Raw genomic sequence first — 17,306 nt, 5'->3', positions numbered from 1 at the left:
AGGTTTAGGCCGCCTTATTAATGACGGAAATGACGCGTACCCGTGTACAGCATCACCACGCCGCGCTCGTCCGCCGCATCGATCACTTCCTGGTCGCGCATGGAGCCGCCCGGGTGGATGACGCAGGTCGCGCCCGCGTCGACGACGACGTCGAGGCCGTCGCGGAACGGGAAGAAGGCGTCCGACGCCACCACCGAACCGGTCAGCGACAGGCCGGCGTTTTGCGCCTTGATGGAAGCGATGCGGGCCGAATCGATACGGCTCATCTGGCCTGCGCCCACGCCCAGGGTCATGTTATTGCCGCAGAAGACGATGGCGTTCGACTTGACGAATTTCGCCACTTTCCAGGCGAACATCAGGTCGGACAATTGCTGCGGCGTCGGCTGCAGCTTGCTGACCACGCGCAAGTCGCCGATACCGACGTTTTTCGCGTCCGGCGATTGCACCAGCAAGCCGCCACCGACGCGCTTGAAGTCCATGGCGTTGACGCCGGCCCCCAGCGGGATTTCCAGCATGCGTACGTTTTGTTTGCTCGACAGAATCTGTTTCGCTTCGGCGGAGAACGACGGGGCGATCAGCACTTCCACGAACAGCTTGGCGATTTCGCCGGCCGTGGCGCCGTCCAGTTCGGTATTAAAAGCAATGATGCCGCCGAATGCCGAGGTCGGGTCCGTCTGCAGGGCGCGCGCATACGCTTCGGCCGCATTCTTGCCCAGGGCTACGCCGCATGGGTTCGCATGCTTGACGATGACGCAAGCGGCGCTTTGCTCGAAACCGCCCAGGCTCTTCACGCATTCCCAGGCCGCATCAGCATCGGCGATGTTGTTGTACGACAATTCTTTGCCTTGCAGCTGGCGGTAGTTGGCCAGCGCACCATCGATGGTGACCAGGTCGCGGTAGAAGGCGGCGCTCTGGTGTGGATTCTCACCGTAGCGCATGTCTTGCACTTTCTCAAATGCAACATTCAACACTTGCGGATAAGCGCCGCGCTCGGCGTGCACTTTTGTCGGGCCCAGGCTGGTCAGGTAGTTGGTGATGGCGCCATCGTATTGCGCCGTGTGCGCAAAGACTTTTTTCGCCAGCATGAATTTGGTGTCGTAGCTGACCGTGCCGGCCGTGCCGTCGGCCGAGCGCAGCTCCGCCAGCACGGCGTCGTAGTCGGTCGGATCGCAGATGACAACCACGTCCTTGTGGTTCTTGGCCGCCGAACGCAGCATGGTCGGGCCGCCGATATCGATGTTTTCGATCGCGTCTTCCAGGGTGCAATCGGCCTTGGCGACCGTGCCCTGGAACGGGTACAGGTTGACCACCACCATGTCGATGGTCGGCATGTCGTGCTCGACCAGTTTCGACATGTGCTCAGGGAAATCGCGGCGCGCCAGGATACCGCCGTGCACTTTCGGGTGCAGGGTCTTCACACGGCCATCGAGCATCTCCGGGAAACCGGTGTAATCGGCAACTTCCGTCACAGGAACACCGTTGTCTGCCAGCAATTTGGCGGTGCCGCCGGTGGACAGGAGGTTGACGCCGAGGGCGGACAGGGCGCGGGCGAATTCGAGAACGCCGGTCTTGTCGGAAACGGAGAGGAGAGCTTGTTTGATCATGGCTGTGGCTAGGTGGTTAAGTGTTCTTGGCGAATGGCACAGCGGTCAGCTATCAGGCTGGGCCCGCTGCGGCGGATTCAAATCTTGGCGTCACTTGCATGCCGGCATTACAGCAAACCGTGCTCCTGCAATTTCTTGCGCAGGGTATTGCGGTTGATGCCCAGCATCTGCGCGGCGTGCGACTGGTTGCCATCGGCGCGTGTCATCACGACTTCCAGGATGGGCTTTTCCACGGTCAGCACGACCATGTCATAGATATTCGATGCTTGCTGTTCGCCCAGGTCATTGAAGTAATCTTCTAGACTTTTCTGTACGACTTCCTGAATGCTTTCTTTGCTCATTTGTATGCTTCAACCGGCTGAACACCTGGCCATCGGGCGCCGCGCCGCTCATGCGGTCCGCGTGCTGCCCTCTTGCCTCGGTGTTGTAATTAATATTGCATGACGCTCTGTATATAGGCGCTCGCCCTTGTACTGCCGACAACTGATTACCCTGCTTGTTGCTATCTGCTCATGCTGCCGTGGCCATCGGTTTGATCACATCGATCAGGCCACTTTCACTGGATTCGGAGAGGCGGTATTGTAACCGTTCGCCAAATTTCCATTGCGACTCAAAAAATTGATCCACGGCCAGCAACTGCGCATCCGTCGACTCCAGCAAGTTCATTTGCTGGCGGAACGCCTCGCCGCCTTCCAGATCCTTCACATACCAGCCGATGTGCTTGCGCGCCGTGCGCACGCCGAGAAATTCTCCATAAAACGCGTAATGGGCGCGCAAATGCTCATCCATCAAGGTGCGCACTTCATCCACGTACGGCGCCGGCAGCAAGGTGCCGGTGCGCAAAAAATGGTCGATTTCACGGCAAATCCACGGCCGGCCCTGCGCCGCGCGGCCGATCATGACGGCATCGGCACCCGTTTGATCGAGCACAAAGCGGGCCTTTTCCGGACTGGTAATGTCGCCATTGGCCACCACGGGAATGCCCACCGATGCTTTCACGGCGGCAATGGTTTCATATTCGGCATCGCCCTTGTAGCCATCGGCGCGCGTGCGGCCGTGCAAGGTCAGCATCTGGATGCCGGCTTGCTCGGCGATGCGGGCGATGGTCAGGGCATTCTTGTTTTCGCGGTTCCAGCCCGTGCGAAACTTCAGGGTGACGGGCACGTCGACGGCGTTGACAACGGCGTGCAAGATCTTTTCCACCAGGCTTACGTTTTGCAGCAGGGCCGAACCGCACCAGCTGTTGCACACCTTTTTGACGGGGCAACCCATGTTGATGTCGATGATCTGCGCGCCCCGGTCCACGTTGAACCTGGCGCAGTCGGCCAGGTCTTGCGGATCGGCGCCAGCGATCTGCACGGCCTTCGGCTCCATTTCGCCTTCGTGGTCCGTGCGGCGCGTGCTTTTTTCCGTTGCCCACAGGCGCGGATTCGACGCCGCCATCTCCGACACGGCGTAGCCAGCACCCAACTGCTTGCACAACTGGCGGAAAGGCCGATCCGTCACGCCCGCCATGGGAGCGACGAAAACGTTGTTGCGCAGAATGTGAGGGCCGATTTGCACTGAAGAACCTGGAATGGACGGAGGAACCTGCTATTTTAACCGATTCCCTGCCTAATTAATAAGCACTATTTTTTTTGGATCAGTGCGTCAGAGCGGCGACGGGGCCGCTTGGAGCGCTCTTAGCCCAGCTCGTCCATCGCGGGCGCGCTCAGGTGCTCGATATTTCCCCAGTGCACCAAATGCAGCTTGCCATCCGCGTAAGAAAAACGGTTGACGCTGGCATTTTTGACCTGGAAGTCGCGCGGACTGTCGAGCGTCATGCCGACCGCCTCGCGGTAGGCGCATTCGAGCACGCCGCCATGCGCCACGATGGCAATCGTCTGGCCGTCATAGCGTTCGGCCCAGCGGGCGATGGCGCCGTTCGCGCGTGCATAAAACTGGCGGAAGCTCTCGGCGTCGCGCTCGCCGGACGGCATCACCGCATCGATCTGCCGCGATTGCCATTGCGCATATTCATGCGGATAGCGCGCGGCAATATCGGCATACAGCAAGCCTTCGAACGCGCCATAGCAGCGCTCGCGCAGCAAGGGGTCCGTTTGCACGGGTAAGTCTTTCACATCAGCCACGGCTTGCGCCGTTTGCTGCGCGCGCTGCAGATCGCTGGCGAGGATGGCGGCCAGCGGCTCACCGGCCAGCGCCTGCCCCAGCGCGCAAGCTTGCGCCAGGCCCGCCTCGTTCAGGGCGATGTCGATATGACCCTGCAGGCGGCGGCCCGCATTCCAGGCCGTTTCGCCATGGCGTATCAGTAAGATCGTGGTGCTCATGCTTTATTTCTTCAGGGTAAGTGCCAGCTCGGGGTTGAGCGAGTAGGCAACGACGAGCTGGGCTTCGTCGAGGATGTGGCCGTACAAGGCGGCATGCGCTTGCTGCCCCGTGAAACGCTCGGGCAAAGCCAGTTGCGGCACGTCGAGCGCATACAGGCGGAAAATGTAGTGGTGGATGCGCTCGTCATTCCACGGCGGGCATGGGCCATCGTAGCCGTAGTAATCGCCGGCCATGGCGGCATCGCCGGCAAACCAGGCCGTGTAGTCGTTGAGGCCCTGGCGCAGCCCAGTACCAGTGCCGGCAGCCTTGCCGCGTGGCGTGATGCCGCTGGAAAATTCTCCGGCGGCAGTCACCCGCATGGCCAGGGGAATATCGAGCAAGCTCCAGTGATAAAAATCGCCGCGCAGCGCCGTCAGCGGCAAGGCCTGGCCTTCAACATTGGCCAGGCTGGCGTCCTGCGGCGCATCGGGGTCGATGCAGAACAGAGCCAGCGACTCGGTGCCGTTGGGCACCTCGTCCCAGGCCAGATGGGGATTGCGGTTGCCGGCGAGGCGGACGCGGCTGGCCGGATCGATCTCGGCAAAGGCATTCTCGGCCGGCATCAGGCCGCCATCACGAAACGTCTCGCTCCACAATTTCATCGCTTGCTCCTTTTTATCGTTATTGTTTTACGTTCACTTGTAGCCAGAACGTGACGGGGCCGTCATTGGTGAGCGACACCTGCATGTCGGCGCCGAACTGCCCCGTTTGCACGGTCGCATGGCGGCTGCGCGCCTGGTCCACGAAATGCGTGAACAGGCGCAAGCCATCCTGCGGCGCGGCGGCCGGCGTGAATGACGGGCGCGTGCCAGACTTGGTGTCGGCCGCCAGGGTAAACTGGGGCACCAGCAGCAAGCCGCCGGCCACGTCCGTCACGCTGCGGTTCATCTTGCCCGCCTCGTCGGCAAACACGCGGTAACCGAGCAGCTTGCTCAGCAGGGCGTCCGCTTCCTTCTCCGTATCGCCCCGCTCCGCGCACACCAGCACCATCAGGCCGGCGTCGATGGCGCCGATGGTGGCGCCGGCAACGTCGACTTTCGCCTGCGTGACTCTCTGCAGCAGCGCGATCATGCCGTCAGGGTGACGCGCGCGAAACTGCGCTTGCCGACTTGCAACACAAATTCGCCTGCTGCCACTTGCAAGCCCTTGTCGCTGATGACGGTGCCGTCGATGCGCACGCCGCCCTGGTCGATCTTGCGCATGGCTTCCGACGTCGACGGACACAGGCCAGCCTGTTTCAGCAATTGCGGAATGCCCAGCGGTGCGCCGGCCAGGGTCACTGCCGGGATATCGTCGGGAATGCCGCCCTTCGAGCGGTTGACGAAGTCGGCCAGCGCATCTTCGGCCGCCTGCTGCGAGTGGAAGCGGGCGACGATCTCTTGCGCCAGCGCAACCTTGGCATCGCGCGGATTGCGGCCTTCCGCGACTTCGCGCTTCAGCTGGGCCAGTTCGGCGATCGAGCGCCACGACAGCAGCTCGTAGTAGCGCCACATCATGACGTCGGAAATGCTCATCAGCTTGGCGAACATGGTGTTGCCCGCTTCCGTGATGCCGATGTAGTTATTCTTCGACTTGGACATTTTTTCCACGCCGTCCAAACCTTCCAGCAGCGGCATGGTCAAAATACACTGCTGCTCCTGTCCATACTGCTTTTGCAGTTCGCGGCCCACCAGCAGGTTGAACTTCTGGTCCGTGCCGCCCAGTTCCAGGTCCGATTTCAGGGCCACCGAGTCGTAACCTTGCATCAGCGGGTACAGGAATTCATGCACGGAAATAGGAATGCCGCCCTGGAAGCGCTTGGTGAAGTCGTCGCGCTCGATCATGCGCGCCACCGTGTAGTGGGAAGCGAGCTGGATGATGCCGCGCGCGCCCAGCGGATCGCACCACTCGGAGTTATAGCGGATTTCCGTCTTGCTGGCGTCCAGCACTAAAGATGCTTGCGCGAAATACGTCATCGCGTTAATCTCGATCTGTTCTTTGGTCAACGGCGGACGCGTGACGTTGCGGCCCGAAGGGTCGCCGATCATGGAAGTGAAGTCGCCGATGAGGAAAATGACTTGATGGCCGAGGTTTTGCAGCTGGCGCATCTTGTTCAGCACGACAGTGTGGCCCAGATGCAAGTCGGGTGCAGTCGGGTCCAGGCCCAGTTTGATACGCAGTGGAACACCGGTTTTCTCGGAGCGCGCTAATTTTTGCGCAAATTCGCTTTCGATCAAGAGTTCGTCGACGCCACGCTTGGTAATCGCGAGGGCTTCTTGTACTCTGTCCGACAGTGGAAGTGCGGTCTGAGCGGCGTTAGCCTTGGCAGGCGATGCGGTGGTGTTGATTTCCATAAAATTTGACTATAAATCTCAAAATGGTAGTAGGTTTGCGGAGTTTGCTATAATGCTCGATCCCATCAATCTTGCCGTATGAAAACGAACCAAAATAACAATAACAAAGAGCATTAGTTCAGGTCACGTTCAAGGGCAAATTTTAACTGATTGCATGAACCCTATACATAAAATCACAGGCTCACGCTTGTACACACAGCTGACGACGACACGCAAGGCACGCATTATCGGCGCGTCGGCAGTGCTGCTCGCCGTGGCCGCCTTCGGCGCGGTCGCTGTGTCGCCCATGGCACCCGACGCATCCGACTTGCCGGTCACGTCCATCGCACAGAACCTGGAAATGCCTGATCTCGCCTCGCAAATTTCCGCGATGGAACAGGTCGACCAGAATTTCACCCACGAAGAAAAAGTCCGCGCTGGCGATACCCTCGCCACCCTGCTGACCCGTCTTGGCGTGGATGATCCGGCCGCTGCCAATTTCATCAAAACCGACAAGATCGCGCGCGGCGTGATGTTGCTGAAATCGGGCAAGCGCGTGCAAGCGCAAACGTCCGAAAACGGCGACCTCAACTGGATGCGCGCCACGCTCGTCGATGGCACGGACAAATCGGTCAAAAACATCCTGATCACCCGCAAGGGCGACAAGTTCGTGGCCACGGAAGTGGCAGCCCAGCTGGAACGCCGCGTTGAAATGCACGCGCGCAAGATTACCTCCACCCTGTTCGCCGCCACCGACTCCAGCCTGGACGGCACCCGCCTGCCAGACTCGATTTCCGCGCAAATCGTGGAAATGTTCTCCACCAATATCGACTTCCGCTCCGACCTGAAACGCGGCGACGCATTCAATGTCGTCTACGAAACGTTCTGGCAAGATGGCGAATTCGTCCGAGCGGGCCGCATCCTGGCCGGTGAATTCACCAACCGCGGCACGACTTACCAGTCCGTTTGGTTCGAAGACCCAGCCAGCAAGCAAGGCGGCGGTTACTACAGTTTCGACGGCAAGTCCCTCAAAAAAGCCTTCCTGAAATCCCCCCTCGAATTCTCCCGCATCTCGTCCGGCTTCTCCATGCGCGTGCACCCGATTTCCGGCAACTGGAAAGCGCACAAGGGCATCGATTTCGCTGCAGCAACGGGCACCCCTATCCGCGCTTCGGGCGACGGCGTGGTCGATTCCGTCGGCAGCCAAAACGGCTATGGCAATGTTGTTGTCCTGAAACACTGGGCCAACTACACCACCGCCTATGCGCACATGAGCCGCTTCGCTTCGGGCCTGAAAAAAGGTCAAAAAGTCAGCCAGGGCGATGTGATCGGCTACGTCGGCACCACCGGCTGGTCCACGGGTGCCCATTTGCACTATGAATTCCGCGTTGGCGGCGTGGCACAAGACCCAAGCAAGCTGAACGTACAAGCCCAGGCGCCATTGACGGCCGCTGAGCTGAGCCGCTTCCGCATGGTGTCGGCCGACATGATGCACCGCTTCACCCTGCTGCGTCCGAACGACACGGCACTGGCTTCGCGCTAAGCAACACTGCCTTCAGGCAATAATCAAAGGCACCGCCCATGCAGATGGCCGGTGCCTTTGTTTTATGTGCACAGGAAAATGCGGCACAATGCACACCATCACTGTCGCCTTCAAGGAAATACCCATGCTGTATATCGGTTTGATGTCAGGCACCAGCCTGGACGGCGTCGACGGCGCCCTGGTCGACTTTGCCGACGATGGCGGCGTGCGCAGCCTGGGGGACGCGTATATTCCCTTTCCGGCCAGCCTGCGCGCCGACCTGATGGCATTGCAAAGTGCCGGCCAGAATGAAATCGAACGCGAAGCGCTGGCGGCCAATCAACTGGTGCGCCATTACGCGGACTGCGTCGCCATGCTCCTGAGCAACGCAGGTATCGGCCCGGATGCCGTCGCCGCCATCGGCGCGCATGGCCAGACCATCCGCCACCGCCCCGAACTGGGCTTTACGCGCCAGTTGAACAACCCGGCCCTGCTGGCTGAACTGACGGGCATCGACGTCATCGCCGACTTGCGCAGCCGCGACGTGGCGGCCGGCGGCCAGGGCGCACCGCTGGTGCCCGCTTTTCACCAGGCCATTTTCAATGTGCCCGGCCACACGCGCGTGCTGGCCAATATCGGCGGCATCAGCAATATCAGCGTGCTGCACGCGGACGGCACGGTGGCGGGCTACGACACGGGGCCTGGCAATGCGCTGATGGATGGCTGGGTTTTGCAACACCTGGGCCAGCCCTACGACGCCAATGGCGCCTGGGCAGCGACAGGCCAGGTCATCCCTGCCCTGCTGGCGGAATTGCTCAACGATCCGTACTTTGACTTGCCGGCGCCGAAAAGCACGGGCCGCGACCTGTTCCATGCCGAGTGGCTGAATAGCAAGCTGGCCAGCTATCCAGCCGCCCTGCCTGCCGACGTGCAGGCGACCCTGACGCAGCTGACGGCCGCCAGCCTGGCGCAGGCTATCGCGCGCGACGGGGCGCAGGCGGAAAACGTGTATGTATGCGGCGGGGGCGCGCAGAACGCCAGCCTGATGGCGGCCCTGGCCCATGCATTGCCGGGCATGGCGGTGGAGTCCACGCAAGCGCTGGGCGTGGCGCCCAGCCAGGTCGAGGCGCTGGCGTTCGCCTGGCTGGCCTGGCGCTTTACGCAGCGCAAACCAGGCAATTTGCCGGCCGTGACGGGCGCGGCGGGCTTACGCGTGCTCGGTGCGCTGTATCCGCGTTGAGCAGATGTAGAAACACAAATAGCGGATCATCGATCCGCTATTTTTATGCTGCGCCGGCAAACCGGCGCGCCTGAAAAACGTTCAGGGCAAGGCGCATTGCCGAAGACAGTACGAATAGTATGGCGAGGCAATGCAACGCCGCCATGGGCGTTTTCTCAGGTGTGCTGCTTATACCGAGAAAGACGAACCGCAACCGCAGGTCGACGTTGCTGTCGGGTTTTTAATCACGAACTGCGCGCCTTCCAGGTCATCCTTGTAGTCGATTTCCGCGCCGACCAGGTACTGGTAGCTCATGGAATCGATCAACAGCTGGACGCCGTTCTTGACCATGGTGGTGTCATCTTCGTTGACGATTTCATCGAAGGTAAAGCCATACTGGAAACCGGAGCAGCCGCCGCCCTGCACGAAGACGCGCAATTTCAGGTCGGGATTGCCTTCTTCTTCGATCAGCTGCGCGACTTTTTCAGCGGCGCTATCGGTAAAGATAATAGGGGAAGGGATCACATCTTGCATTTCAGCGACGGCATTCATATCAGGCACTCCTCAGAAAACATTAAGTCATTATAGACTGTTGGCGCAAGTCGCGCTGCGGCCGCCGCAGATGCGGCTGGACGGTGTTGTTCCTGCTCACATTTCCGATACGGCCAGGTGCAGCACGGGGTCGGCGCTGTCGTGGCGGCTGAGCTTGCCTTGCACCAATGCACCGCTGTGCATTTCCAGCACCTTGTAATAGACCTCTCCTACAATGCGGGCTTTGGGCTGGATTTCAAGCATTTCGGACACATACACGGGGCCATTGATCTCGCCGCTGACGACCAGGCTCGAGCAGCGCACTTCGCCATCGATGCGGCCAGCCTCGCCCAGCACCACATGCGTGGGCTCGCCCGGCTCGCCCGTGACGTTGCCGCGCACATGACCATCGATGCGCAAGCCGCCGCAAAACAGCAAGTCGCCCTCGATCCGCGTGGCAGCGCCGATCAAAGTGTCGATGGGGTTTTTCGCGTTGCGCTCGAACATGAACGTCATCCTGTCGGGGTACGTGGCAATCCAATTTATCACAGGTCCGGCAAAAAGGCGCCGGACCCGCGCAAGCACCGTCACCTATCGTTACGGCATCACGGCGATGTGTTGCAAACCGGCCGTTTCTTTCAAACCAAACATCAAGTTCATGCATTGCACGGCCTGGCCCGACGCGCCCTTGACCAGATTGTCCTGCACCACCAGCACGATGACTGTATTGCCGCCTTCAGGACGGTGCAAGGCCAGGCGCAGCATGTTCGAGCCGCGCGTGGAGCGGGTTTCCGGGTGCGAGCCGAATGGCATGACGTCGACGAAAGGCTCGTCCTTGTATTGCGCTTCGAACAAAGATTGCAATTCTTCATTGCTGACATCCTTGTTCAGCTGTGCGTACAGGGTCGAATGCATGCCGCGTATCATCGGCACCAGGTGCGGCGTGAAGGTCAGCGCCACTTTCTCGTCCGTGAAGCGCTGCAATTGCGCCGTCGTTTCCGGCAAGTGGCGGTGGCCAGCCACGCCGTAGGCCTTGAAACTGTCGCTGCTTTCCGAGAACAGGATGCCGATTTCCGCCTTGCGGCCGGCGCCGGACACGCCCGACTTGCAGTCCGCGATGAGACCGCCCGCGTTGACCAGGCCGGCTTTCAGCAGCGGGTAAAAGCCCAGCTGCATGGTGGTCGGGTAGCAACCGGGGTTGGCGATCAGCTTGGCTTGCTTGATGTCTTCGCGGTTCAGTTCCGGCAAGCCATACACGGCCTGTTCGATCAGCTCGGGCGCCGTGTGGGCAATCTTGTACCATTGCTCGAACTTGGCCTGGTCTTTCAGGCGGAAGTCGGCGGCCAGGTCGATGACTTTCACGCCGGCGGCCAGCAAGGCCGGGGCTTGCGCCATGGCAACGCCATGCGGGGTGGCAAAGAAGACCACGTCGCACTGTTCCAGATTCGCCTTGTCCGGCGAGGTAAACGCCAAGCTCACGTGGCCGCGCAGGGAAGGATACATGTCAGCAACGGGCAAGCCATCTTCCTTGCGCGAGGTAATCGCCGTCAACTCGACATCTGGATGGGTAGCGAGCAAGCGCAGCAATTCCACGCCCGTGTATCCAGTGCCGCCGACGATGCCAACTTTGATCATGTTCTTTCCTTGTGTATAGATTGAGATTGCATAAAGATGAAGGGAAACGCTGCCCTTGCGGTTTTCCGCGTATTTTACAGCGCAACGCAGAGTCACGCTGAAATGCAAAAAAGCCGCGGGACCGAAGTCCAGCGGCTTTTCGACCAGCACCCCGGAAGGTGCTGTAGCGTAGAAATTAACGCTTCGAGAATTGCTTTGCGCGACGTGCTTTGCGCAGACCAACTTTTTTACGCTCGACTTCACGTGCATCGCGGGTTACGAAGCCGGCTTTCGCCAGTTCCGGTTTCAACGCTGCATCGTAGTCGATCAGAGCGCGGGTGATGCCGTGACGAACTGCACCAGCCTGACCCGACTCACCGCCGCCATGGACGTTGACTTTGATGTCGAAACGCTCGACATTGCCGGTCAGTTCCAGTGGTTGACGGATGACCATCAGACCCGTTTCGCGCGAAAAGTATTCGTTTGCTGGTTTGCCGTTAACAACGATCAAGCCTGTGCCAACTTTGATAAAAACCCGAGCCACTGCACTTTTGCGACGGCCGGTTCCATAATTGTAATTACCGATCATGTCAGTTCCTTAGAGAACAAGTGCTTTAGGTTGCTGAGCAGCGTGCGGATGGGAACCTTCCGCGTACACTTTCAGCTTCTTGATCATTGCGTAGCCGAGTGGGCCTTTAGGCAACATGCCCTTGACCGCTTTCTCAAGCGCGCGACCTGGAAAACGCTGTTGCATTTTCTGGAAGTTGGTTTCGTAGATGCCGCCTGGATAGCCAGAGTGACGGTAGTAAATTTTCTCAGTAGCTTTGGTACCGGTCACACGCAGTTTGCCTGCGTTGATGACGACGATAAAGTCGCCGGTATCGACGTGAGGAGTAAATTCTGGTTTGTGTTTGCCGCGCAGTCGGAGTGCCACTTCGCTGGCAACACGTCCGAGGACTTTGTCCGTCGCGTCAACCACGAACCAATCGCGCTGGACTTCATGTCCTTTAGCGGAAAATGTTTTCATGTTGACTTCCTAATAGATTACACGCTCAAATGGTGGTTCCGCCGATGCTGCTATGCGGACTCTGCCTTATTTACTTTTCCTGAGCGAACGGAAAGCCGACAAGTATAAGCGGCTTTGCCTTGCCGCGTCAAGCCACGATGCAGACCGGCTGCGGGCCGGCGGCCGGCACATGGATGAGCATTCCTCTATTACAATACAAAACGCTTACAATTTTCGGAGAGTACGATGGAATGCAAAGTCAGCTGGAATGGCCCGTCGGGCATGAGTTTTCGGGCAGAAACCGGCTCCGGCCACCTGGTAACCATGGATGGCGCGCCCGATGGCGGCGGCCACAACCTGGCGCCACGCCCCATGGAAATGGTCTTGCTGGGCACGGGCGGCTGCACCGCCTATGACGTGGTGCTGATCCTGAAACGGGGGCGCGAAGCCGTCAGTGGCTGCGAAGTGACCCTGAAGGCCGAGCGCGCCGACACCGATCCGAAAGTATTCACCAAGATCCACTTCCATTTCACCGTGCGGGGCAAGGCCCTGAAACCGACGGCCGTGGAACGGGCCGTGACTTTGTCGCACGACAAATATTGCTCGGCGTCGATCATGCTGGCGAAAACTGCCGAGATCACGCACTCGTTCGAAATCATCGAGGAGTAGGTCGGATTAGCGGGGCAAGGCCCCGCGTAATCCGACGACACCGGTAGCGCCAACAGTGTTGTCGGATTACGGCCTGCGGCCTAATCCGACCTACCCGACCTGTCAAATGTAATACGCGGTTTTTGTCATCACTTTCCCCATGATGCCCATCAGCGCCTTCACGGGCGCCGGGGTGTCGATGGCGCCCAGTCGCTGGGCGGCGGCGCCGTGTTCCACTTCGTCGATGGCCATCTGCTTGACGATGGCGCGCGACTTGGCGTCCTGCGGAGGCAATTGCTGCAAGTGGCTGGCCAGGTGCGCTTCCACCTGGCGTTCCGTTTCCACCACGAATCCCAGGCTGCGGCCGTCGCCCATGCGCGCGGCGATGGTGCCCAGCGCAAACGAACCCGCATACCACAGAGGATTGAGCAAGCTCAGACGCGAGCCCAGCTCCGTCAGGCGCTGCGCCGTCCAGGCCAGGTGATCTTCCTCTTCGCGTCCCGCTTCGTCGAACTGGGCGCGGATGGCCGGGCTGTGCGCATAGCGCGCCTGCGAGTTGTACAGGGCCTGGGCGCACACTTCGCCCACGTGGTTGACGCGCATCAAGCCGGCGCTGTGGCGCTGTTCGGCCGGGCTCAGCTCCGCATCGGGCGCATGCGCGGCCGGCGTGGGGCGCGAGGCCGAAGCCACGCCCGCAATGACGCGCAAGGCCTTGTCGGCGCCAACAATCAAACGATCCAGGGGGTCAAAATGGCGGTTCGCGGTCATCGTGGCTATGCTCATGAGTAGTAAAGCATGAATTATAGGACGATCAGGGCCAGCCGTACCCACGCCGCGCGCAGGGTGAACGGGGCTTTATTGACTTGTGCGCGCTTTTTCCTGCTCGATCCAATCGACCACGGGGCCGACGGCATCGAGGCCGGACAGGCTTTTCGCCACGCCCAGGTTCAGTGAAATCAGGAAGGAAATGCTGTCGACGGGAATGTCCGCGCAATGCTCGGCAAACGCGGCGCGAAAACGCTCCGATTGCAGTACGCGCAAGACTTTCTCGCCGCTCATGAATTGCAGCACGCTGGCGATGCTGTGGCCGCCACCGAGCGAGTGGTAAATGAAACGGTTGTACTTCGCGTCTATCTCTTTGAAGTCGAGCGCTTCCTCCGTCATCAGGCCGGCCAGGTAGTACAAGCCCAGGCTGACGCGGAAGAAACCGATGGCTTCGGCACTGGTCATGCCGGCGCGCGCCACGGCCAATACCTTGTCCTGCATCGCCTGATCGATCGTTCGCATTACGCTCTCCCGCGCCGTCCGCCGGCGCCCACCGGGCCAGCTTGCATGAAGATGCTGCTTTTTTCAATAGACCAAACGATATTTCCACCTTGCAAGTTACATTTTTTGCATGCTACTCTCGTTCTTCACCGTCAAATGGATGAAGCACATGATAGAGGTCAAGCACCTGGCAAAACGTTTCCGCATGCCGCCCCACAAGGGCAAGGGCGTGCACGTCAGCGATCCGCGCGAACATGAGGGCTGGTTTCACGCCGTGCGCGACGTCAGTTTCAGCTGCGCCCCGGGCGAAGTGCTGGGCCTGCTGGGCCCGAATGGCGCCGGCAAGACCACCACCTTGCGCCTGCTGTCGACGGCCTTGCAGGCGGACGCGGGCAGCGCCCTCGTCAACGGCGTCGATGTGCTGCGCCAACCCCTGGTGGCGCGCCAGAGCATCGGTTTCCTGTCCGGCTCGACGGGCTTGTATGGGCGCCTGACGGCGCGCGAGAACGTGGAGTATTTCGGCCGCCTGCACGGCATGCCGGCCGACAAGCTGAAACGCCGCTGCGACGAGCTGTTTTCCCTGCTGCAGATGGAAGAATACGGCGGCAAGCGGGCCGATCAGTTGTCGACGGGCATGAAACAGAAGTGCGCGATCGCCCGCACCGTCGTGCATGAGCCGCACGTGGTGATCCTCGACGAGCCGACCACGGGCCTGGACGTGATGTCGGCCAAGATCCTGCTCGACTTCATCGCCAGCTACAAGGCGCTGCGCGTGCCGCTGATCTTTTCCACGCACCATCTGCACGAAGTGGAAAAGCTGTGCGACCGCGTCTGCATCATCAACCGCGGCACCACCGCCTTCAATGGCACGGTCGACGAACTGCGCCACCTGGGCGGCAGCGCAGACTTGTACGACGCCTTTGTCAGCGTCATCAACCAGGGAGCCTGAGCCATGTGGACCATTTATCTGAAAGAGTTGCTGGAGCTCACGCGCGACCGCAAGACGCTGATTTTCACCATCCTCATCCCCATCTTTGCCATGCCGCTGATCTTTGGCGGCTTCGCTTATGTTTCAAGCAATATGTTCAAGAACGCCAAGACGGCGGAAATGCGCTACGCGCTGTTCGGCAAGGACCATTCGCCGGGCCTGAGCGCGCGTTTTGCGCAGCAGCACAATCTGCGCGAAGTGCCGCTGGCCAGCGAGGGCGACATCCGCCGCGCCATCGGCGACGACAGCATCAAGTTCGCCGTCGTCATTCCGCCCCGCTTTGAAGAAGCGCTGCAACAACACCAGCAAGCCAAGGTGGTGCTGCACTACAACAGCGCCAGCACGGTCGACATGACCCAGCAGCGGGTGCGCGAGATCATCGAGGCCTACAACGCCAGCCTGCGCGAAAGCGCGCTGTCGGCCCTGAACCTGAGTCCGGCCCAACTGGCCTTCGCCCTGCACCCCATCGTGCTCGACAAGCAGTCGACGGCCAACGAGCGCGAGCAGATGGGTGCCATCGTCGGCGGCATGCTGCCCTATCTGCTGCTGATGGTGTGCCTGACGGCGGCCATGTATCCGGCCATCGACCTGGGCGCCGGCGAAAAGGAGCGCGGCACCCTGGAAACCCTGCTGCTGGCGCCCGTGCCGCGCAGCGCCATCGTGGTGGCCAAGTTCCTCGTGCTGTTTACGGTGGGCATGACGTCGGCCGTGCTGATGGTGGGCAGCATAGGCGCCCTGCTGGCCATCTTCGGCAGTTCGCTCGAAGGCAACATGGCCGTCATGGTGCGCAGCATCGGCTTGCCCGACCTGGCCATGGTGGCCCTGATGCTGGTGCCGACGGCCGCCATCTTTGCCTCGCTGCTGCTGTCGATCTCGATCTACGCAAAAAGCTACAAGGAAGCGGCCGGTATGATCACGCCATTGATGATGTTCGTCATCCTGCCCACGGTGGCGGCGATGCTGCCCGGCGTCGAGCTGAACTGGATCTGGGCCATGGTGCCGCTGACGAATGTGTCGCTGGCCATGAAGGAGCTGGTCAAGGGCACCATGGATTACCGCATGTTCGGCGTGATCCTGGCCTCGACCACGGTGATCGCGGGCGCGCTGCTGATGCTGTGCCGCTGGTGGTTTAACCGCGAATCGGTACTTTTTCGAAATTAATCTTGCAAATGGCTTGCGGCGGGGTGCCATCCACCCCGCCCATCCGCACTCTGGACACGCGAAAATGCCGTGTATCGCATGCAACTGCCCAGTACGTCTTAAATTCAATACAATGCCAGCATAGAGTAGCCCTGTCGTATCGGGCAGCAACGCATGACTTAGGAGTTGTATGGAATTGCAGATTCGCAAATTGTCGAAGACCTACGCGAATGGCGTGGTGGCGCTGGATAACGTGTCGCTGACGATACCGCCCGGAATGTTTGGCTTGCTGGGTCCGAATGGCGCCGGCAAGTCGACCCTGATGCGCACCCTGGCCACCTTGCAGGAGTGCGATTCCGGCGCCATCTTCTTCGGCGACTACGACGTGCTCGACGACAAGGACGAGATCCGCCGCATGCTCGGTTACCTGCCGCAAGACTTCGGCCTGTATCCGAAGGTGACTGCCTACGAACTGCTCGACCACTTCGCCATGCTCAAAGGGTTGTCACAGCGGGCGCGCCGGCGCGAGGTCGTCGATGGCCTGTTGCAGCAAACCAATCTGTTCGACGTGCGCCACCAGCGCCTGGGCAGCTTTTCCGGCGGCATGCGCCAGCGCTTCGGCATCGCGCAAGCGCTGCTGGGCGACCCGAAACTGATCATCGTCGACGAGCCGACGGCCGGCCTCGACCCGCAGGAGCGCGTGCGCTTCCACAATCTGCTATCCGATATCGGCGAAGACAAGACGGTGATCCTGTCGACCCATATCGTGTCCGACGTGGCCGACCTGTGCGCCAACATGGCCATCATCAACAAGGGCCATTTGCTACTGTGCGGCAAGACCCAGGAACTGATCGACGAAGTCAGCTGCAAGATCTGGGCGCGCTTTGTCGACAAGAAAGAGCTGGCCAGCTTCCAGCAGCGCCACGCCGTCATTTCCACGCGCTTGCTGTCGGGCCGCACCCTGATCCACGTCTACAGCGACGACGACCCGGGCGACGGCTTCGAGGAAGCCATCGGCGACCTGGAAGACCTGTATTTCGCCACCATTGCCGGGCGCCACCGCGTTGCCCCGCAATGCGACTGAGGGGC

At 60.5% G+C, this 17,306-nt stretch carries 20 protein-coding genes; 6 read left to right on the top strand and 14 right to left on the bottom strand.

All coding sequences use genetic code 11. The features are described from left to right. Positions 1 to 17: 17 nt before the first annotated feature. The 7 genes from purH to tyrS form a co-directional block, all read right to left on the bottom strand. The gene (gene purH / locus CLU91_RS20165) at positions 18 to 1,604 is read right to left on the bottom strand and encodes a bifunctional phosphoribosylaminoimidazolecarboxamide formyltransferase/IMP cyclohydrolase (RefSeq protein ID WP_100875550.1); all 1,587 of its coding nucleotides are present in this window, start codon (positions 1,602 to 1,604) and stop codon (positions 18 to 20) included. A gap of 107 nt (positions 1,605 to 1,711) precedes the next feature. Next, positions 1,712 to 1,945 carry a helix-turn-helix domain-containing protein gene (locus CLU91_RS20160; protein WP_008445162.1) on the bottom strand — a complete coding sequence of 78 codons (234 nt, stop codon included), beginning with the start codon at positions 1,943 to 1,945 and terminating at the stop codon, positions 1,712 to 1,714. Between the two features lie 169 nt (positions 1,946 to 2,114). Further along, positions 2,115 to 3,167 carry a tRNA dihydrouridine synthase DusB gene (gene dusB / locus CLU91_RS20155; RefSeq protein ID WP_100875549.1) on the bottom strand — a complete coding sequence of 351 codons (1,053 nt, stop codon included), beginning with the start codon at positions 3,165 to 3,167 and terminating at the stop codon, positions 2,115 to 2,117. 119 nt (positions 3,168 to 3,286) lie between these two features. Then, entirely contained in the window at positions 3,287 to 3,931 is a 645-nt protein-coding gene (locus CLU91_RS20150) for a histidine phosphatase family protein (RefSeq protein ID WP_100875548.1), read from the bottom strand. 3 nt (positions 3,932 to 3,934) lie between these two features. Next, on the bottom strand, positions 3,935 to 4,573 hold the full coding sequence (locus CLU91_RS20145) for a YbhB/YbcL family Raf kinase inhibitor-like protein (RefSeq protein ID WP_100875547.1): 639 nt from the start codon (positions 4,571 to 4,573) through the stop codon (positions 3,935 to 3,937). A 19-nt stretch (positions 4,574 to 4,592) separates the two neighbouring features. Continuing rightward, entirely contained in the window at positions 4,593 to 5,042 is a 450-nt protein-coding gene (gene dtd / locus CLU91_RS20140) for a D-aminoacyl-tRNA deacylase (protein ID WP_100875546.1), read from the bottom strand. After that, on the bottom strand, positions 5,039 to 6,304 hold the full coding sequence (tyrS, locus tag CLU91_RS20135) for a tyrosine--tRNA ligase (protein WP_100875545.1): 1,266 nt from the start codon (positions 6,302 to 6,304) through the stop codon (positions 5,039 to 5,041). The genes dtd and tyrS overlap by 4 nt, the downstream gene beginning before the upstream one ends. A gap of 154 nt (positions 6,305 to 6,458) precedes the next feature. On the opposite strand from tyrS, the gene CLU91_RS20130 reads away from it, so the two are divergent. Both CLU91_RS20130 and CLU91_RS20125 read left to right on the top strand, forming a co-directional pair. Continuing rightward, positions 6,459 to 7,826: a M23 family metallopeptidase gene (locus CLU91_RS20130; RefSeq protein ID WP_100875544.1), complete on the top strand. Its 1,368-nt coding sequence runs from the start codon at positions 6,459 to 6,461 to the stop codon at positions 7,824 to 7,826. A gap of 88 nt (positions 7,827 to 7,914) precedes the next feature. Beyond that, a complete protein-coding gene (locus CLU91_RS20125) occupies positions 7,915 to 9,045 on the top strand; it encodes an anhydro-N-acetylmuramic acid kinase (protein ID WP_232730811.1) in 1,131 nt (376 codons plus the stop codon). A gap of 168 nt (positions 9,046 to 9,213) precedes the next feature. Here the strand turns inward: CLU91_RS20125 and erpA are convergent, their stop codons facing one another. The 5 genes from erpA to rplM all read right to left on the bottom strand — a co-directional run bounded on the left by erpA (position 9,214) and on the right by rplM (position 12,196). Further along, on the bottom strand, positions 9,214 to 9,576 hold the full coding sequence (erpA, locus tag CLU91_RS20120) for an iron-sulfur cluster insertion protein ErpA (protein ID WP_029496047.1): 363 nt from the start codon (positions 9,574 to 9,576) through the stop codon (positions 9,214 to 9,216). A gap of 96 nt (positions 9,577 to 9,672) precedes the next feature. Continuing rightward, positions 9,673 to 10,062, bottom strand: coding sequence for a bactofilin family protein (locus CLU91_RS20115; RefSeq protein ID WP_100876826.1), 390 nt, complete (start codon positions 10,060 to 10,062; stop codon positions 9,673 to 9,675). A gap of 90 nt (positions 10,063 to 10,152) precedes the next feature. After that, on the bottom strand, positions 10,153 to 11,190 hold the full coding sequence (argC, locus tag CLU91_RS20110; protein WP_100875543.1) for an N-acetyl-gamma-glutamyl-phosphate reductase: 1,038 nt from the start codon (positions 11,188 to 11,190) through the stop codon (positions 10,153 to 10,155). A gap of 175 nt (positions 11,191 to 11,365) precedes the next feature. Next, positions 11,366 to 11,758: a 30S ribosomal protein S9 gene (gene rpsI, locus CLU91_RS20105; RefSeq protein WP_010393285.1), complete on the bottom strand. Its 393-nt coding sequence runs from the start codon at positions 11,756 to 11,758 to the stop codon at positions 11,366 to 11,368. 9 nt (positions 11,759 to 11,767) lie between these two features. Beyond that, positions 11,768 to 12,196, bottom strand: coding sequence for a 50S ribosomal protein L13 (gene rplM / locus CLU91_RS20100; RefSeq protein WP_010393282.1), 429 nt, complete (start codon positions 12,194 to 12,196; stop codon positions 11,768 to 11,770). A gap of 225 nt (positions 12,197 to 12,421) precedes the next feature. Between rplM and CLU91_RS20095 the strand changes: the two genes are divergently transcribed. Then, positions 12,422 to 12,844: an OsmC family protein gene (locus tag CLU91_RS20095; RefSeq protein ID WP_071079492.1), complete on the top strand. Its 423-nt coding sequence runs from the start codon at positions 12,422 to 12,424 to the stop codon at positions 12,842 to 12,844. A 102-nt stretch (positions 12,845 to 12,946) separates the two neighbouring features. Here CLU91_RS20095 and coq7 read toward each other — a convergent pair whose 3' ends face one another. Further along, positions 12,947 to 13,591 carry a 2-polyprenyl-3-methyl-6-methoxy-1,4-benzoquinone monooxygenase gene (gene coq7, locus CLU91_RS20090; protein ID WP_100875542.1) on the bottom strand — a complete coding sequence of 215 codons (645 nt, stop codon included), beginning with the start codon at positions 13,589 to 13,591 and terminating at the stop codon, positions 12,947 to 12,949. 87 nt (positions 13,592 to 13,678) lie between these two features. After that, entirely contained in the window at positions 13,679 to 14,110 is a 432-nt protein-coding gene (locus tag CLU91_RS20085) for a hypothetical protein (RefSeq protein WP_100875541.1), read from the bottom strand. A gap of 148 nt (positions 14,111 to 14,258) precedes the next feature. Here CLU91_RS20085 and CLU91_RS20080 point away from each other — a divergent pair, with 148 nt between their 5' ends. The 3 genes from CLU91_RS20080 (at position 14,259) to CLU91_RS20070 (ending at position 17,301) form a co-directional block, all read left to right on the top strand. Beyond that, positions 14,259 to 15,038 (top strand): ATP-binding cassette domain-containing protein, encoded by a 780-nt coding sequence (locus CLU91_RS20080; protein ID WP_100876825.1) that lies wholly within the window; start codon positions 14,259 to 14,261, stop codon positions 15,036 to 15,038. A gap of 3 nt (positions 15,039 to 15,041) precedes the next feature. Continuing rightward, positions 15,042 to 16,238: an ABC transporter permease gene (locus tag CLU91_RS20075; protein WP_100875540.1), complete on the top strand. Its 1,197-nt coding sequence runs from the start codon at positions 15,042 to 15,044 to the stop codon at positions 16,236 to 16,238. 169 nt (positions 16,239 to 16,407) lie between these two features. Continuing rightward, positions 16,408 to 17,301, top strand: a complete 894-nt coding sequence (locus CLU91_RS20070; protein WP_100875539.1) for an ABC transporter ATP-binding protein — start codon at positions 16,408 to 16,410, stop codon at positions 17,299 to 17,301. Positions 17,302 to 17,306: the final 5 nt, after the last annotated feature.

The sequence above is a fragment of the Janthinobacterium sp. 64 genome (assembly GCF_002813325.1).
GTDB lineage: Bacteria > Pseudomonadota > Gammaproteobacteria > Burkholderiales > Burkholderiaceae_D > Janthinobacterium.
This window is presented reverse-complemented; position numbering and strand designations above follow the sequence as displayed.

What these genes read in the sequence shown, in the direction of transcription:
- purH (WP_100875550.1), bottom strand. Translation starts at nt 1,604, where the DNA reads ATGATCAAACAAGCTCTCCTCTCCGTTTCCGACAAGACCGGCGTTCTC.
- CLU91_RS20160 (WP_008445162.1), bottom strand. Translation starts at nt 1,945, where the DNA reads ATGAGCAAAGAAAGCATTCAGGAAGTCGTACAGAAAAGTCTAGAAGAT.
- CLU91_RS20150 (WP_100875548.1), bottom strand. Translation starts at nt 3,931, where the DNA reads ATGAGCACCACGATCTTACTGATACGCCATGGCGAAACGGCCTGGAAT.
- CLU91_RS20145 (WP_100875547.1), bottom strand. Translation starts at nt 4,573, where the DNA reads ATGAAATTGTGGAGCGAGACGTTTCGTGATGGCGGCCTGATGCCGGCC.
- dtd (WP_100875546.1), bottom strand. Translation starts at nt 5,042, where the DNA reads ATGATCGCGCTGCTGCAGAGAGTCACGCAGGCGAAAGTCGACGTTGCC.
- tyrS (WP_100875545.1), bottom strand. Translation starts at nt 6,304, where the DNA reads ATGGAAATCAACACCACCGCATCGCCTGCCAAGGCTAACGCCGCTCAG.
- CLU91_RS20130 (WP_100875544.1), top strand. Translation starts at nt 6,459, where the DNA reads ATGAACCCTATACATAAAATCACAGGCTCACGCTTGTACACACAGCTG.
- CLU91_RS20125 (WP_232730811.1), top strand. Translation starts at nt 7,915, where the DNA reads ATGCACACCATCACTGTCGCCTTCAAGGAAATACCCATGCTGTATATC.
- erpA (WP_029496047.1), bottom strand. Translation starts at nt 9,576, where the DNA reads ATGAATGCCGTCGCTGAAATGCAAGATGTGATCCCTTCCCCTATTATC.
- CLU91_RS20115 (WP_100876826.1), bottom strand. Translation starts at nt 10,062, where the DNA reads ATGTTCGAGCGCAACGCGAAAAACCCCATCGACACTTTGATCGGCGCT.
- argC (WP_100875543.1), bottom strand. Translation starts at nt 11,190, where the DNA reads ATGATCAAAGTTGGCATCGTCGGCGGCACTGGATACACGGGCGTGGAA.
- rpsI (WP_010393285.1), bottom strand. Translation starts at nt 11,758, where the DNA reads ATGATCGGTAATTACAATTATGGAACCGGCCGTCGCAAAAGTGCAGTG.
- rplM (WP_010393282.1), bottom strand. Translation starts at nt 12,196, where the DNA reads ATGAAAACATTTTCCGCTAAAGGACATGAAGTCCAGCGCGATTGGTTC.
- CLU91_RS20095 (WP_071079492.1), top strand. Translation starts at nt 12,422, where the DNA reads ATGGAATGCAAAGTCAGCTGGAATGGCCCGTCGGGCATGAGTTTTCGG.
- coq7 (WP_100875542.1), bottom strand. Translation starts at nt 13,591, where the DNA reads ATGACCGCGAACCGCCATTTTGACCCCCTGGATCGTTTGATTGTTGGC.
- CLU91_RS20085 (WP_100875541.1), bottom strand. Translation starts at nt 14,110, where the DNA reads ATGCGAACGATCGATCAGGCGATGCAGGACAAGGTATTGGCCGTGGCG.
- CLU91_RS20080 (WP_100876825.1), top strand. Translation starts at nt 14,259, where the DNA reads ATGATAGAGGTCAAGCACCTGGCAAAACGTTTCCGCATGCCGCCCCAC.
- CLU91_RS20075 (WP_100875540.1), top strand. Translation starts at nt 15,042, where the DNA reads ATGTGGACCATTTATCTGAAAGAGTTGCTGGAGCTCACGCGCGACCGC.
- CLU91_RS20070 (WP_100875539.1), top strand. Translation starts at nt 16,408, where the DNA reads ATGGAATTGCAGATTCGCAAATTGTCGAAGACCTACGCGAATGGCGTG.